Here is a 15872-nt window from a genome sequence, read left to right on the forward strand (position 1 = left end):
AAATAGAATAGCCCTATGCCAAAACATCTCAGCTTCGTAATCCCAGTTCACAACGAAGAAGCCACCCTCAAATTGCTGTTTGAAAAAATTAAACTTGTCATGTTCCAAACAGAAATTGACAGTTACGAAGTCATTTTCATAGATGACGGTAGCCGCGATTATTCCTGGCAAGAAATCACAGATTTAGCCAGCCAACATCCCAAACTAATTAAAGCGATTAAAATGCGCCGCAACTTTGGCAAATCCGCCGCACTTTCAGCAGGATTTCGCAATGCAGCAGGGATAATTATCTTTACTCTCGATGCTGACCTTCAGGATGATCCCGCTGAAATTCCCAAATTTTTACATCATTTAGAATCTGGATTTGACTTAGTTTCCGGTTGGCGAAAACAGCGAAACGACCCGCTTTCTAAAACTTTACCTTCCAAGCTGTTTAATGCCGTGGCGTGTTGGCTGACTGGGGTGCAAATGCACGATATGAATTGCGGTTTTAAAGCGTATCGTAGGGAAGTTTTGCAGTCGATTAAATTGTACGGAGAATTGCACCGCTACATTCCGGCTTTAGCAAATAATTTAGGGTTTAAAATTGGCGAAGTAGTTGTGGAACATCATCCGCGAAAGCACGGAAAATCGAATTACGGCTGGGAACGTTATGCGCGGGGATTTATTGATTTGTTGACAGTATTAGCCACGACGCACTATTTGCACAAACCAGGTCATTTGTTTGGGGGTTTGGGATTGTGTTTTGGGTTGGTTGGAAGTGTTTCGCTGAGTTATTTGATAGTTATTTGGTTTCTGAATTTGGCGGGGATGAATTTTGGGCCGATCGGGAATCGACCTTTGTTATTTTTTGGGATTTTGTGTACAATTCTGTCGGTGCAGTTGATTTCTCTGGGGATTTTAGCTGAGTTGATGGCACGGAATGTGGATGCTGATTATGTGGACAAGCAAATTAGCGAAATTATTGATGATTCTGGTTTTGATATTTAACCGCAGATTAAGGCTGATTAACGCTGATTAACGCTGATAAATCGGCTATTACAATTGCTTCTAGGCAAGCAAAGTCTACCTCTGCTGACTAATCTAAAAGTTAGATGGGGATTTAACAAGTTTTACCAATTACCTATTACCTAATTTTATAGAGTATCCATTTGCCTTGTTTGTCTGCGATTTCCCCTTGAATATTTGGGTGCCAGTCAGTACGAGTCAGGATATAATCTGCCTGATAGTTTCTGGCTACTTTGACTAAATCCGCACTGCTGCGGCGGATAAAAAAGTCATTTCCTCCCCAAATCATTTGCGGGTTTAAGGGGACTCCTAAAACGGTTTCCATGCGATTTTGCCATTCTTTGATGCCTTTTTCGGTAAAGGGGAAGTTCTTGAAGTTGACGACAATGGCTCTTTCGGAGAAAAACTGGAAGTTGGTAACTGAAGGTGGAATTAATACGAGTGAATCGCGGCTGCTAATTTGCGAAAATCGCATAGCTAATTTGCTTAAGTCGTCTCTGGGAACGGCATTGATATTAACTCTTGTTTGAAATACATTTAATAGAGGTTTAGGCAGAATTCCTGCTATTCCAAAAACCAAGGTGGCTGTAGTTATTAAGGCTAATGTGTGAGTTATAGTCTGTTTTATAGATTTAGCAAGGGATGTTTTTTCTAAAATGAATGGGAAGGCGAGAATGGAGAAAAGGACTGGGATGCTAATTATTCGATCGCCCATTATTTCCCATGAATCAGTCACCGGATATATCAAGCTGAAAATTACCGTTCCTGCTGTTAAAATCCACAACAATATATTATCTCGTTTAGTAAATACGTAATTTTTTGTTTGCCAAACTGATAATCCTAAGAAAATGATGCCCCTAAAAGGCAAAGTTAGTACAGCTAACAGCAACAAGCTAATAGCTATGTGTTTTTCTCGGTAAAGTTGCTCGACCGTCAAAGCAACAGCAATAAATATAATTAATTGAGCGAAAGGTACGGTTCTAGCTAACTGTAGTTTGGCGATAAAAGCTAAAGGATAAACTTCGACAAATACGTAATTTAGAAATAATGCAAAAATTGATGTGCCAACAATTACATAAAAATTAATCTTGTCTTCTTGTGGCAATAAATCGGAATTTTTGATGCACAGCAAGCCACCAATTATGAAACATATAAAGTTGAACCAATTCCCAACATCCCAATTTGACGGGAGGATATGGTGGGGGTTTCGCACTTTCGCGTGAATGTAGACAAACTGGGCGTTGTCGATAGTGTGAGTGCTGGTAGTACCTGTTAATAACATCGGTACGTAAACGATACTTGCCATTGCTGCTAAAAGTGCGATCGCCAAAATCAATGTTTTAAACTTCCGCTGTCTTACAGAGTCAATAACTAAAACGGGAACCATCATCAATCCCGGCAACAAACCCACTAAGAATTGCAGCAAACAACCCAGCCCAAAAAATAAATATCCTGTCAGCCATTTCTGGCGCAAACTAAAGTAAATTCCCCAGATGGCGAAACCCATTGCGAAGGTACTGGGTACTGACTTGGTGGAAAATATCAGCGTGTTACCAACATCTGTAAATGAAGCGGCTATACATAAAAAAGCCATCGCTGCGGCAGGCAGTTTGGAATTAGTATAGATATTGATAATTGCGTAGCAAGCTAGGATAAATGAACCGAAGGATAGGAATTGATAAATAAAATGCGCTAGGGGAATGCTTGTTCCTAAGTTTGCGAGCAAATAAATGATATAGTAATAGTAGTATCTCGGATTAAATTTAACCATTTCCTGAACGTAATAATCATTTTTGTACAGTTCAGGATTTAACATAAATTGAATGGGAGGCACTTCTGGGAAGTTGCCTCCAATCGGGAAAAGATAGCCTGTAGCCATCAGGGAACCGATGATGACAAAAGTATACAGAGATAGATTAAAATACCAGTGGGATTTTTGATGTTTTTGCATTGACGGTTCAATTTACCTACTGACAGCCAAATTGTTAATCTCCAGTCGGCATTGGTTTGATAAATCCTGTTTGCTGCTACTCAATACCTCAAGCAGCAGATAAATGGTATTTTTGCCCTCAACTAATAGATTTAAACCGATCGCACTTTTTTGACTATAAGCCATCTCTGCTGAGTCTACTAATTTACCTTCCTTGTCCCACAAAGTCAAGCGCAGGGTAACTCCCGGACATTGTTTGTTAGGTAAATTGAGTTTGCCAGTAACTTTCACTTTGTCTGAGATGGAACCTAAATATAGGAAAGATGTATCGATTTTCTGGCTGTTTTTAATTGGATGAGTTACAATCTTATATAGGTTATCCGATTCTTGACTGACTGAATAATTAGCACTTGTGTAGATTGATTGATGCAAACTAATCCAATCTAACTGCGTGCCTGGTCGATCGACTATTTGCCGCTGCATCGCCTCCAGAGTCCTAACTGCCGTTGCTGTATCAGTCGGCCGAACCCTCCGGTAAACGCTGACAGTCACGTCGTTTTCTAGCTTAAACTGTTCCGGTAGCAATTGGAAATCGCGGGCAATTTCCCAGTTTTGAGTAAAGGCATCGTACACAACTTTAACAACATCTTGTTCGTGCGATCGCAAAACTTGTTCGTCAGTCGGTAACACTTGCTGAAAAGGTGTAGCAACCACCGCATATTGTGACTGCAACAACTCCGGTAGCGGGTAAGTATCGCGCGAGTCAATTTGCGGCCTCCCGATTGTATTTAATTTCCACCAACCATCCGGCGGGTTTAATTTGCGGTTGGCTTGTCTGAGGATATTAGCATTAAAACTGTTAGAAGCACCGGCAATATAAATTGGTTCTTCATTGGGTGCTAATTTTCGCAGAAACTCTACTAATTTTACAACTTCGTCGTAGTCCGATCGCACTAACGGCGGAAAATTACCCACAAACAGTCTTGGCAAATCAATTTTGAGAGGAATTAACCCGACTGCGGCATTCAAAACCAGGTACAAACCCGCTGCGCCCACCATGAAATACCGGACTTTTCCTTTGAGTGTCAGCCAAGTTGTCCAGAAAAATGTGGATAGTCCCAAAAGTGCGATCGGTGTAAGATGAATTGTATAGTGCAAGTAGCCGTAACGCAACACTAACAGCCATTCAATCAGCGACAAAACCCCAAACAACGAAACAAAAATAGCCGCCGCCGGAACCAGCATTCGAGTCAGAATTCCCACAGAAAAACCAATCAGTACCAGCAGCCAAGTTCCCAACCCGTAAAAATCCGCATAACGAGTTAAAATATCATTTACAGACAAACTCCAAGCGACATACAAATTGCGGTAGTCAACCGTCAGAGCACTGCGAGTAAAATCTCCCGCTACCAACATTAAAATAGTCAAGCTAGTTGCAGCTATCAAACCCAATTTTACAGCGGATTCAAACAAGCATCGGTAGGGAAACGATACTGCCGCGTCCTTGTCTTTTGGAGACGATAATGCCGATTTCCTACGGTATATTAGTACAATAAACTCGATGAAAGCCTGTAAACTCGCTGCACCAAAAAATGCGATCGCACTATAAGCAAAATGGCGCCGCAACAGAATAGCCGCCGCCAGCAAAAACCCAATTAACGGGATTTTCCACCAAGATTTCAGCTTAACATCCTGCAAATAAACCAAAATTGCCAAGGCTACAAAAACACACCCGCCAGTATCCAGATATCCCCGCAGAGTCGGTATCCAACTCATAGGAATTAATAAACTCAGCAGCACAGTTGACCAAAACACCCGGCGGGAATAAACTGGAATTAGCTTTACAGAAATTGCCCCCACCAACAGGCGAAACGGCAGCACATAAATTAGGGATACGCTGAGAATGTAACTCAGCCGAGACTCGCCAAATAAGAGAATAAACGGCACTAACGGCAGAGAAATTAACAGGTTTTTTTCCTTAGATAGCGATTCTATAACTCCGCGCCATGCTTTATCTGGCGAGTCTCGAAATAAATTTGCCGTGTTGACTGTAGCGGTATTGTATCCCGCGTAATCCCACCAATAAAAAGTATGTTCGCTGGATACATAGATTGATGTTACTGTAACTGTTATAAGAACAAGTAAAAACAGGAAAAAACCATCAATTATAAATTTACGAGGCAATTTAAAAGAAACAACATCAAATAATCCCATCAGTCTAGCAACCCTAAATAACTTCTAAACTTCCTCTTTCCCTCTTCCTTCGCGCCCTTTGCGCCTTCGCGGTTCGTTAACTTACTTTAAAACACTACCTTGCAAAAAAACCTCCAACTTTTCTGCATATTGCCGATTTGCGATCGCACTTGGATGAAGGTCATGAGGTAAATTATTATTGGCAGGTATTTTCAAATCAACCGAAATATCCGCCGTAGCAATTCCTTCCTGACTTAACTCCTTCAACATTTTAGCAGAACCCGCATTAATTCCTGCCACAACTAACTTAACACCATTAGCCTCAGCCACACGGTTGAATTCTTCAATAATTACCTTAGAAACCTCATGGCTTCTATACAATCCCTCTTCAAATTGATTGTAATTAACCTCCAAAAAATGGCTTAATGCAGAAACCCGCATCAGGGGGAACTCGCGATATTCAAGTTTTGCCATGCTGTAGGTAAAATTATTTTCTCCATTCAGCCTAGCATCGGGCTGAAATAGAATACCGAGTTTATTCCAAGCAGCCATTTGCTTTCTTCTCGCCCTTAATAAAGTATTGCGACGGTCATGAAATCCCGCATAAGCAATCACCGCAATTTCGGGTTTATTTCCTTGTTTGAGTGCTTCTTTGAATTGAATAAAGGAGTGAAGCGTGCCGTAGCCGTTAACGCCAAAATTAACTATTTCATATTTGGGTAATTTCTCTTGCAGCAACCAAGCATAAGTTTCGCTGTCATTCAATGACCAACCGTAGGTAAAAGAACAGCCCAATATCCAAATTTCAGGTTTCTTTGAGGATGGATTATAAGTATTGAGTGGATGTGTAATTCTTAAACTATTATTGAGGTGAGTCGCATTAAATGAGTAATTGCCATTAAGTGTCACCTTGAATTTACCGGGCAAATGCTTGTAGCCTAGTTCCGAGTCTTTGGTAAAAAAGTTACCTTTTGGTTCGACCGCAACATCAACATTTTCGATTTGCCAGGGTTTGTATCCCGCAACTCGCAAGACCATTTCAGCCGTGGTGGTGGATAAAAAAATTGGAAAAATTAGATATGTTATTAATCTGAAAGCAACATTTTTAGCAAAGTCTTTTTCGCTCATTAACATAATATGAAACGTCAGCCAAAGTATACTAAACTGCCATGCCAGTATTATCTAGTTCATGGATCTAATTTAATTAGATTGAGCGCACCAATATCAGCAACGGGCAAGATGCCCGTTCCACAAGAAAATCTACTTTTTGTGGAACGGGCATCTTGCATGTTAAGCGAGAATAGTGCCACATCTCAGTTTAAACTCACATCTTGCACCAATATCAGCAACGGGCTAGAAGCCCGTTCCACAAAAAATAAACTTGATTGTGGAACGGGCATCTTGCCCGTTCTTAAGAAGAGTGCAAAATATTGGTTTGAGCTAATTGATTAATTCCTAATAACCAGGCTCCTCCTCATACTCAGGAGTCTTAGTTTTCTCAGGGATATTAACCCTAGGAGCCTGGTAAGGCTTCGGTGCCTCATCGTCAGCCCAAGCATCAGCCTCCACATCATCCTCGTACTCGTACTCCACCACCGGCTGCTTCGGGCGAGAAATCTCAGCGCGAGTGTATTGCGGCTTCTCCTCGTACTCCTCCTCTTCGTAATCGTCCTCCTCGCCGCCCCAATTATCCTCTTCGTAATCCTCGTAATCCTCGATGGGCTGCTGTACCTGCACCGCGCGCATCTGCGGCTGGCGAACCGCAGACCGATTCCACTCTAAATCCTCGTCCCAAGGAACTTCCTCCACCGCAGGCGCAGCTACCCGGCTCCGCATTTCCGGTGCAGGTATCCGCACGCCCGGGCCCAATTGATTTCCCGTAGCCACGGGTTTCGGATAATAACCTGCCTCGTCCTCTTCTCGTTCCCAAGGTGCTTGGCCCAAACCAACGCGCTCCAGCAAACCCACACTAAGCTGCCTGAGCCTTTCCTCGGAACCTTCAAACACAATCAAGCGATTCGGGCCACTGCTGACAATTTCTTCAATCCCCAACTCGTAAGTGCTGAGAACTTGGTCGGGGATTTGGGGGATTCCCAGGGAAGCGATAATTATAGAAACTAACTTACCGTCTTCGGGGTCGAACCTAAAGCCCCGTACCCTACCTAAAAGTTCGCCGGTTTCGGTAATAACTTCGCTGTTAATCAAAATGCTGTAGACTTCAACATCAACATCGTCTTCGATCGCGCTCTCATCTTCCACCAACAGCACGTCGCCGATTTCACTGACATTGCTGAGGAACATAAACTTCGGCATTCCAGCGACCGCGAATATATTATCACGCAGACCGATCGCCACAACTTCCCGCCGGTCAATGTCCACCCACAATTGACTAACCACCCCCAAGCGTTTACCTCTGTCGCGGGTGATGACCTGAGTGCCTAGAATATCGGAGCGTTGGCAGATTTGTTCGGATGTCATTCTAACTTTAATCCTGATTTATTAAGTACATATATCACTCAACACGAGCGTTAACATAAACTCCGGGACTACAACTTCAGTCCGATGACTTGAGTATAAGCTCCCCGTGCTTGAGTAACGCCAATTGTACGCTCAGCCGATTGAATCATAGGTCGCCGCAAACTCACAACAATAAACTGGGCTTGTTCAGACTGTCGTTTTATCATTCTAGCTAATCGCTCCACATTTGCCCCATCCAGAAACATATCCACTTCATCAAAAGCGTAGAACGTAGACGGGCGGTAGCGTTGCAGCGCAAAAATAAAACTCAGCGCCGTCAAGGACTTTTCGCCTCCAGACATGGAAGCCAGCCGCTGTACGGGTTTGCCCTTCGGGTGAGCCACCAAATTCAAGCCGCTGCTGAAGGGGTCTTCCTGGTCATCTAGCTGGAGATAGCCATCGCCTTCGGAAAGTTCCGCAAAGATAGTCTGGAAGTTCTCGTTAACCGCGTCGAAAGCTTCTTTAAAAGCGCGCCGCCTGAGTGTGGTAAAATTTTCGATTCTCAACAGCAGTTCAGTGCGTTCTCCTTCCAATGTCGTCAATTTTTGACTCAATTCTTGAAGGCGTTCTTGAGTGCGGTTGTACTCTTCCAAGGCTAGCATATTGACTGGTTCTAGGGCTTGAATGCGTTTGGCGATCGCCTTTACTTCTTGCTGCAATTCCGTCAAATTGGCTTTCTCGACATTTTCAGGAATCGACGGCACGGGGTCGGGCATTTCCGCCCGCTGCGCCTCCAATAGAGTGCGGACTGCGCTCAATTGTTCCCGGCGTTCTTGCTGGGTTTCGTGGAGTTTTTGCAACTGCCATTGTAACTGCTGTTTGGCTAAATGCTGTTCTCGCAGTTGAGATTCCGCCCGATCGCGCTCTCCCTTCTGCACGCCCAATTTTTCCTCAATTTCCCCCAAAGCCGCCTTAGCTTCCGCAATTTGCCGATCGAGTTCTAACTGCTGCGAAACAATGCGATCGAGCGCATCCGCCCCCGCGTTTTGCTGCACTTGCCATTCCTGCAACTTCTCACTGCCTTCCTTAATTTTGTCTTCCAAACGCCCAAATTGATTTTCCAAGTCTACAAGGCGCTGCTGGACGTTTCTCAGAGCCAATTCTCGCTCTTGCAGTTGCGCTTCTAGAGCGCGCAAACTCGATTGCATTTGCTGCCATTCGCTGTGACTGTTCGACTCTTCCAACTGCGCCAAAGTTTGGCGGTACTGCTGCAATTGAGTTTCCTGTGCGGGCAATTCTCGTTCCAGCAACTGCAATCTCGATCGCGAATTAGTTAATTCCTGTGTATTTTTCGCAATTTGCGATCGCACTTGTTCCTGTTGCGCTTGCAAATTCTTAATTTCTGAATCCAACTGTTCCAAGCGCAACTGATGTTCGCGCAAATTCTGTTTTGCTTCCATCAATTCTTGGCTGCGAGTTTTGACTGCAACAGACGCGCGATCGATCGCAATTTTGCACCGTTCCAAAATCCGCTCAATTTCCTCCAACCTTTCTTGCAGAGATGCGATCGTCCTGGCTTCACTAGCAGCCTCACTAGCCTCAACCGTGCCAAAATGCAGCGTAGATCTATTAGTAGAACTTCCCCCAGTCATCGCCCCGCTAGTTTCCAAAATTTCCCCGTCCAAAGTGACAATCCGGTACTGTCCCAAATAGCGGCGGGCATCACTGAGGTTGCTAAACACAACCGTACTGCCAAAAACGTAAGCAAAAATTTCCTGATACCGCGAATCGCAGTCAATCAAATTAACAGCCGCATCCACAAACCCAGCCGCGCGCCGCAAATTTTCATTCACCGAATACCTGCCGCCTCTAATCTTATTCAAAGGCAAAAACGTCATCCTTCCCGCCCGTTTTTGTTTCAACAATTCGATCGCAGCAGCAGCCACGCTGTCATCTTCCACCACCATATTTCCCATACGCCCGCCCGCCGCTATTTCCAGCGCCAACTGATAGCGCGGTTCTACCCTGCCGAGTTGAGCCACCAAGCCGCAAACTCCGCCAATTCCGCTTTGCACGACAATTTTTGCAGTAAATGTTCCCGTCGCTTCTTGCAGTGCTTGAAACTGCACTTCTAGTTTGTCTAATTTGCGCTGTCTTTCCCGCTGTTCTTCCAACAAACGAGTTTGAGTTTCCTGTTGCAGTTGCAATTCTTGTTCGGCTTCGACTAAAATCTGATTCAGCGATTCTACTTGCAAAGATGCCACACCTTTGGTTTCCCCAAGGCGGGATTGCTGCTCTTTTTTCGCGGCAATTTCCTGTTCCAATACTTGCAACGATTGGTTTTGTTCTTGAATTTGACTTTGGAGGCGATCGGCTCTTTCGCCAATGGTAGCTTGTTCTGTACGCTGCGGTTCCAAAGTTTGTTGAATTGTTTCGATTTGGCGGTGCAGTTCCGTTTGCTGCTGCACCCAAACTTCGGCCGTCGAGGCGATCGCATTGGCAACTTCCCGACTTTCATCTAAACTTTGCTGGGCTGCATCTCGCTGTTCCTGCAAATTTCCTATTTGAGACTTAACATAAGATATTTCAATCTCAATTTGCTCCCAACTTTGCCGGAATTGGCGAACCTCTTCCTCGGTTTGTGCTATATTAGCCGCCATCTGCCCAGCAGTTTTTTCCAAATCCTGTTTGCGGTTTTGCAGTTGCCGCCTTTCCGCTTCCTGAGTGGCAATCGTCGCTTGCAAAGCCAACAATTCCGACTCTCCCAAAGCTTTAACGCGGGCATTTAGCGCGTCAAGTTCGGCGGTTGCTTCTTGAATTTGGGTGCTAATTGTTTGCAGTTGTTCGGTGAGAGATGCAGAAGTGCGATCGCCCGTTTCGATTTGTTCTCGCAGTTTCCATTCTTGCTGCTGCAATTGCCTGAATTTCAGCACAATTTCCCATTGCGACTTTTCTTGAAATTCCGCGCGCAGCTTTTGATATTTTTCCGCTTTTGTGCGATCGGAAGCCAGTCTATCGCGCTGAGAAATCAGCTCTTTTTCCACAATACTGCTGCGTTCTTCCACCTCCTTAACTTCATCCAACTTCTGCCTAGCTAAGGAAATTTTGCGATCGAACTGAGCCACCCCAGCCAATTCGTCAATGATTTCTCTGCGTTCCTTAGAATTCATCGAAATAATGCTGGTAACGTCTCCTTGCAGGACGACGTTATAGCCTTCGGGATAAATTCGTAAGCGGTTGAGTTGTTCGTGAAGTTGAGTCAGCGTGCAAGGTTGACCATTAATGTAATAAGTTGAAGTGTAAGTACCTTGGCGAGTTACCCGAAGTTTGCGCGTCACACTCCACTCATCCGATTTTGGATTTTGGATTTTGGATTTTTTATTAGTAGCGAGTAGTTGTCCGTTGTTGTCTTGAGTTGCTGCGATTTCAATCTCTTCTACGTCTTCAACAGATAACTCTTCCGATTTTCGATTTTCGATTTTCGATTTTCGATTAACAGGAGATGATTGGCCGTTATTGTCTTGAGTTTCGGCAGTTTCTATCCCTTCGGCTTCTTCAACAGATAGAGGCGATTCTTGATTGACAGGAGATGATTGACCGTTGTTATCTGGAGTTTCGGCAGTTTCTATCCCTTCGACTTTCTCTGCTTCAACAGATAACTCATCTGCTGCATTTTCCTCCTCATCTTCATCCCGGGCGAACCATTCCTCCCCCACATCTTCCAGCGCAAAAGTCGCAGTCACGCTAGCTTCGATCGTACCGCGTTTGTTTTGGGCGCTGTTCACCAAATCCGGCAAACGTTCAGCCCGCATTCCCTTAGAACTCGAAAGTCCGAGACAAAACAGCAAAGCGTCGAGGATGTTGGACTTCCCAGAACCGTTGGGCCCGGAAACCACAGTAAAACCGGGCAGCACGGGAATGGCCGTCGTGCCGCCAAAAGATTTAAAGTTAGTCAGTTCGATCCGCTTAATGTGAACCATATGCTAGGAGTAGCTTTGGCTCTAGGTTGTTGTCACAGGGTAGCACAGGCAATGGGGCGATCGACAATGTGTTAACTTTCTGGCATTGTCGATCGAACCGATATCTTACACCTTTGTCAACAACCGAGTCCGCTTTTACTTAAAAAGATCGTTGACAAAGTTACAACATCTGCGATCCGAGCGAGCGCTACAAATTAACGTAAATTTTGATACAAATAACTCCATGAGACTCGATCGACATTATTTGTGCGATCAAACCTGAAAGCCTTACCGCGAGGCAATTCCAGCAAATATAATGCCTAAAATTCCCCATGTTACCCCTAGACATATAAAAACTTTCCGGTAAAATCGAACCAAAATTAATAATGTATAAAGTAACGAAGCGAATTATGGAGGCCAAACCCATTACACCAGCTCAGAACTCATCTAACCTGCCAGCTTCACCTGAAAGCGACGAACAACAAGTATTACAAATTTGGGGTCGCGAACCCCTTAAAGGACACGTCAAAATCAGCGGCGCCAAAAACTCGGCCTTAGTAGTCATGGCAGGAGCCCTGCTATGCCCAGAGGATTGCCGTCTCCGCAACGTTCCCGGTCTAGTCGATGTCGCCCGCATGGGGCAAATTCTCTCGGCTGTAGGAGTCAAATTACAGCAGAACGGCGACGTTTTAGATATCAACGCCAGCAACCTCATAGACGCTCAAGCCCCCTACGAATTAGTCAGCCAACTGCGGGCGAGCTTCTTCATCATCGGGCCACTGCTAGCGCGTTTGGGATTTGCCAAAGTCCCCTTGCCCGGTGGGTGCGCCATCGGCGCGCGACCCGTTGAACTCCACGTTCGCGGTCTGCAAGCCCTCGGCGCCGAAGTCCACATCGACCACGGCACGGTTCACGCTTACGTCAAAGGGCCGAACCGTCGCCTAAAAGGAGCCAAAATTTATTTGGACTACCCCAGCGTTGGCGCAACTGAAACTTTGATGATGGCGGCGACTCTGGCTGAAGGAGAAACCGTGATTGAAAATGCGGCTCAAGAGCCGGAAGTCGCAGATTTGGCAAATTTCTGCCGCGCTATGGGAGCAAAAATTCAAGGCGCTGGCACTAATACGATCGTCATTTCGGGAGTTCCCAAGCTGCACGCGGTAGACTATTCAATTATTCCCGATCGCATTGAAGCCGGAACATTTTTAGTAGCAGGAGCCATCACTCACTCCGAAATCAGTTTGTCGCCGGTAATTCCCGACCACCTGACCGCAGTCATTGCCAAATTGAAGACAATTGGGGCGAAAATTATTGCAGAATCCCCCGATATTTTGCGGATAGTTCCGGGCAAAACTCACTCGGCCACAGACATCGAAACTCTGCCTTACCCCGGTTTCCCCACAGATATGCAAGCTCAGTTTATGGCTTTGCTGACCCTGAGCGAAGGAGACAGCTTAATCAAAGAAACCGTGTTTGAGAATCGCTTGCGCCACGTAGCAGAGCTCAACCGCATGGGCGCCGACATTCGCCTTAAAGGCAATGTCGCGATTGTGCGCGGAGTGTCGCGGCTGTCGGGTGCGCCGGTAGTGGCAACAGATTTGCGGGCTTCGGCGGCGTTAGTGTTAGCGGGACTTGCAGCCGAGGGTGTCACCACCATCAGCAGCTTGCAGCACTTAGACCGCGGCTACGAGCAGTTAGAGGTGAAACTGCAAAAATTGGGAGCTAAGTTGCGACGGGTCAAAGAGGGTACAGACTTGGCGACTGCTGAGGCTCCTGTCAATCAAGTGCGATCGGGTTTAAAGTAGTCAGTAGTCAGTTGGCAGTAGTCAGTGGGCAGTGGTAGTGTGTCAAACCCTTTTTGCGTCAGTCTTGTGTTTCTTCGTTAGCAATTCTTCGCTAGTCATGAAGATGAATGACAACTACCAACTACCAACCGCCAACTGCCAACTGACAACTGACAACTGACTAATAACTAAAATGTCGAACATACCGCTCATTGGTTTGAAAGCAGACCAGTTTCGCCACCCGCTAGACTTGGAAGCTACCAGCACTCTCAAACAACTGCCCGGCCTGGATTTGATCGTGCGGCAGTTGCTGGGACAACTTGGCGAACAGTTTTTTATGCTGGAAAATCTGGCTTCCAGCGTCCAAGTCGGCGAAAATCAATTGCCGCACCTGCATCAATTGCTAGTGGATGCCTGCAAAACTCTGGATTTGGAGGTGCCGCAGCTTTATGTCCGCCAGCATCCGATGCCAAATGCTTACACCTTTGCGATGCGGGGAAAACAGCCTTTTGTGGTGATGCACACTTCTCTGATTGATTTGCTCACAGACGAGGAAGTTAAGGCAGTAATCGCTCACGAGTTGGGGCATTTGAAGTGCGAGCACGGAGTTTACCTGACTCTGGCTAATTTAATTGTGTTGGCCGCCGGTCAAATTTCGCCTGTGGGAGCCGTGCTCGCGCAGGGTTTGCAGGCGCAAATGTTGGAATGGTTGCGGTGTGCGGAATTTACGTGTGATCGCGCCGCCTTGCTCGCCACTCAAGACCCAAGAGTGGTAGCATCACTGTTGATGAAACTGGCCGGAGGTTCGCCGACTTTAGCTCCCAAACTGAATGTCGATGCGTTTTTGGCGCAGGCGCGGGCCTACGACGACCTCAGCAGCACTCAACTCGGAGATATGCTCAAACAAGCTCAGACGGCTCAGTTGTCCCATCCTGTACCAGTATTGCGCGCCAGAGAGATCGATCGCTGGGCAAGTTCAAAAGATTATGAATCTTTGCTTGCAGGAAATCGATCGGTGTGTTATGATGGTGAAACCCAAAAGGGCGGGTGGCGAAATTGGTAGACGCATCAGACTCAAAATCTGACACCGAAAGGTATGAGAGTTCGATTCTCTCCCCGCCCACTGCTAAAAAAGCTAGTGATGTCTTAATAAAGAACTGTGTGCTAGGTAGCCCAGTAGCTCCAAGTGCATATCTCATCACTTGATATCCCCCTTGCTGGTGGCTGTGGTTGGTAGCCGAGTATTTTCCGAACTTCAGTGGAAATAACTCATGACCAACCGCACTATTACTTTCATCTGCTTTTTTCTGTAATAAAAACAGAAAGAGATGAGTAATGAGGCAAGCAATGTACCTTCTTTGGGTTTAGCTATCGTTCCAGGTACAGTTTATATCCAAGATTGTGTCTGGAATCAGTTAAGTAAACTGTATAGTCTTGATTTAGCCACAGGTAAAGCAACATTCATCGGTGAGATTATTACAGAAGTGTATGATATTGCCTTTGTTGATTCACAACTCTATGGCAGGGAGCGAGTACGAGCTCGATAAAATGCTCGTTGCTGCTGACTTCGCACCACTGAAAGATGAGAAAGATGTATCCGCTGCTCAATAATTCGGGGCAGACTACCCACTCAGGAACGATTTTGCGTCATTTGAGGTGCATCGTTGAGCGATTTACCCCGGATTATTGAGCGGATACAGAAAGATGTTACGCTTTATTACTAAAAAAAAAATTATCTACCCTTCTAGATAGACTAATAGTCATCCTTGGAGCTGTCAAACTTGCGACCAATTATAGCAGATGCTGAGTTTATCAGCACTAAGGGAAATACCGTCATCAGCAACCTCGATTACGATTTCTTAACTGTTTGGCAAAACAAGTCTAATAGCAGATATCACATTAAGTGATTACCAAAAACTGAATGTAGACGAGTTTTTGGCGCAGGCGCAAGCCTACGACGAGCTCAGCACCACTCAACTCGGAGATATGCTCAAACAAGCTCAGACGGCTCAGTTGTCGCATCCTGTAACAGTATTGCTGGCCAGAGAGAGCGATCGCTGGGCAAGTTCAAAAGATAAAGATGAGTAATCAGGCAAGCAATATACCTTCTGTGGATTTAGCTATGGTTCCAGGGACAGTGTATATCCAAGATTGTGTCTCAAATCAGTTAAGTAAACTGTATACTCTTGATTTAGCCACAGGTAAAGCAACATTCATCGGTGAGATCATTACAGAAGTTTATGATATTGCCTTTGTTGATTCACAACTCTATGGTATTGAGCAAGAAGGCGGCACAACGCAGCTCGTAAAAATTGACATCAAAACGGGCGATACGATTGTCATTGGGGATACGGGCTTTGCTACAGCCGGCTTGGCTTATAATGCCCAACGTCAAACCCTTTATGCCAGCACAGCTAAACAACTGATTGCCCTTGATATCAAAACAGGAAAAGGTACACCAGTAGGTTAGAGTCGATAGGGGCGTTGCCACCCCTACCTCTCCTTCAGAACGGAACGTGAAACTTTCGCTTCATTCCGCTC

General features: G+C 45.4%; 11 protein-coding genes and 1 tRNA gene. 7 read left to right on the top strand and 5 right to left on the bottom strand.

Translation table 11 applies throughout. The features are described 5' to 3' along the window. Nucleotides 1–15: 15 nt before the first annotated feature. Nucleotides 16–990: a glycosyltransferase family 2 protein gene (locus QUA03_RS18970; protein WP_333213934.1), complete on the top strand. Its 975-nt coding sequence runs from the start codon at nucleotides 16–18 to the stop codon at nucleotides 988–990. Between the two features lie 136 nt (nucleotides 991–1126). Here QUA03_RS18970 and QUA03_RS18975 read toward each other — a convergent pair whose 3' ends face one another. From QUA03_RS18975 to smc, 5 genes are all read right to left on the bottom strand, one after another. Beyond that, complete coding sequence (locus QUA03_RS18975; RefSeq protein WP_333213936.1) at nucleotides 1127–2959, bottom strand: DUF6798 domain-containing protein; 1833 nt, start codon at nucleotides 2957–2959, stop codon at nucleotides 1127–1129. A 12-nt stretch (nucleotides 2960–2971) separates the two neighbouring features. Then, nucleotides 2972–5152 carry a hypothetical protein gene (locus QUA03_RS18980; protein ID WP_333213938.1) on the bottom strand — a complete coding sequence of 727 codons (2181 nt, stop codon included), beginning with the start codon at nucleotides 5150–5152 and terminating at the stop codon, nucleotides 2972–2974. An 81-nt stretch (nucleotides 5153–5233) separates the two neighbouring features. Further along, complete coding sequence (locus QUA03_RS18985) at nucleotides 5234–6259, bottom strand: SGNH/GDSL hydrolase family protein (protein ID WP_333213940.1); 1026 nt, start codon at nucleotides 6257–6259, stop codon at nucleotides 5234–5236. Between the two features lie 327 nt (nucleotides 6260–6586). Further along, nucleotides 6587–7609: a PRC-barrel domain-containing protein gene (locus QUA03_RS18990; RefSeq protein WP_333213942.1), complete on the bottom strand. Its 1023-nt coding sequence runs from the start codon at nucleotides 7607–7609 to the stop codon at nucleotides 6587–6589. Between the two features lie 68 nt (nucleotides 7610–7677). Continuing rightward, the gene (gene smc, locus QUA03_RS18995) at nucleotides 7678–11568 is read right to left on the bottom strand and encodes a chromosome segregation protein SMC (RefSeq protein WP_333213944.1); all 3891 of its coding nucleotides are present in this window, start codon (nucleotides 11566–11568) and stop codon (nucleotides 7678–7680) included. Nucleotides 11569–11933: 365 nt separating this feature from the next. Here smc and murA point away from each other — a divergent pair, with 365 nt between their 5' ends. The 6 genes from murA (at nucleotide 11934) to QUA03_RS19025 (ending at nucleotide 15801) form a co-directional block, all read left to right on the top strand. Further along, entirely contained in the window at nucleotides 11934–13352 is a 1419-nt protein-coding gene (murA, locus tag QUA03_RS19000; RefSeq protein WP_333213946.1) for a UDP-N-acetylglucosamine 1-carboxyvinyltransferase, read from the top strand. Nucleotides 13353–13524: 172 nt separating this feature from the next. Then, a complete protein-coding gene (locus QUA03_RS19005; RefSeq protein ID WP_333213948.1) occupies nucleotides 13525–14394 on the top strand; it encodes a M48 family metallopeptidase in 870 nt (289 codons plus the stop codon). After that, nucleotides 14373–14454: transfer RNA gene (locus QUA03_RS19010), tRNA-Leu, on the top strand. Before QUA03_RS19005 ends, QUA03_RS19010 begins: the two co-directional genes overlap by 22 nt. Nucleotides 14455–14659: 205 nt before the next feature. Continuing rightward, nucleotides 14660–14878 carry a hypothetical protein gene (locus QUA03_RS19015; protein WP_333213950.1) on the top strand — a complete coding sequence of 73 codons (219 nt, stop codon included), beginning with the start codon at nucleotides 14660–14662 and terminating at the stop codon, nucleotides 14876–14878. Between the two features lie 388 nt (nucleotides 14879–15266). Further along, nucleotides 15267–15419 (top strand): hypothetical protein, encoded by a 153-nt coding sequence (locus QUA03_RS19020; RefSeq protein WP_333213952.1) that lies wholly within the window; start codon nucleotides 15267–15269, stop codon nucleotides 15417–15419. Next, nucleotides 15412–15801 (top strand): hypothetical protein, encoded by a 390-nt coding sequence (locus QUA03_RS19025; protein ID WP_333213954.1) that lies wholly within the window; start codon nucleotides 15412–15414, stop codon nucleotides 15799–15801. The genes QUA03_RS19020 and QUA03_RS19025 overlap by 8 nt, the downstream gene beginning before the upstream one ends. The last annotated feature ends 71 nt before the right edge of the window (nucleotides 15802–15872 follow it).

The sequence above is a fragment of the Microcoleus sp. S36b_A4 genome, from assembly GCF_036700645.1.
Taxonomy (GTDB): Bacteria; Cyanobacteriota; Cyanobacteriia; order Cyanobacteriales; family Microcoleaceae; genus Microcoleus.

Excerpts from the sequence above, each read along its gene's own strand:
- QUA03_RS18970 (WP_333213934.1), top strand. The coding sequence starts at position 16 with ATGCCAAAACATCTCAGCTTCGTAATCCCAGTTCACAACGAAGAAGCC.
- QUA03_RS18975 (WP_333213936.1), bottom strand. The coding sequence starts at position 2,959 with ATGCAAAAACATCAAAAATCCCACTGGTATTTTAATCTATCTCTGTAT.
- QUA03_RS18980 (WP_333213938.1), bottom strand. The coding sequence starts at position 5,152 with ATGGGATTATTTGATGTTGTTTCTTTTAAATTGCCTCGTAAATTTATA.
- QUA03_RS18985 (WP_333213940.1), bottom strand. The coding sequence starts at position 6,259 with ATGAGCGAAAAAGACTTTGCTAAAAATGTTGCTTTCAGATTAATAACA.
- QUA03_RS18990 (WP_333213942.1), bottom strand. The coding sequence starts at position 7,609 with ATGACATCCGAACAAATCTGCCAACGCTCCGATATTCTAGGCACTCAG.
- smc (WP_333213944.1), bottom strand. The coding sequence starts at position 11,568 with ATGGTTCACATTAAGCGGATCGAACTGACTAACTTTAAATCTTTTGGC.
- murA (WP_333213946.1), top strand. The coding sequence starts at position 11,934 with ATGTATAAAGTAACGAAGCGAATTATGGAGGCCAAACCCATTACACCA.
- QUA03_RS19005 (WP_333213948.1), top strand. The coding sequence starts at position 13,525 with ATGTCGAACATACCGCTCATTGGTTTGAAAGCAGACCAGTTTCGCCAC.
- QUA03_RS19015 (WP_333213950.1), top strand. The coding sequence starts at position 14,660 with ATGAGTAATGAGGCAAGCAATGTACCTTCTTTGGGTTTAGCTATCGTT.
- QUA03_RS19025 (WP_333213954.1), top strand. The coding sequence starts at position 15,412 with ATGAGTAATCAGGCAAGCAATATACCTTCTGTGGATTTAGCTATGGTT.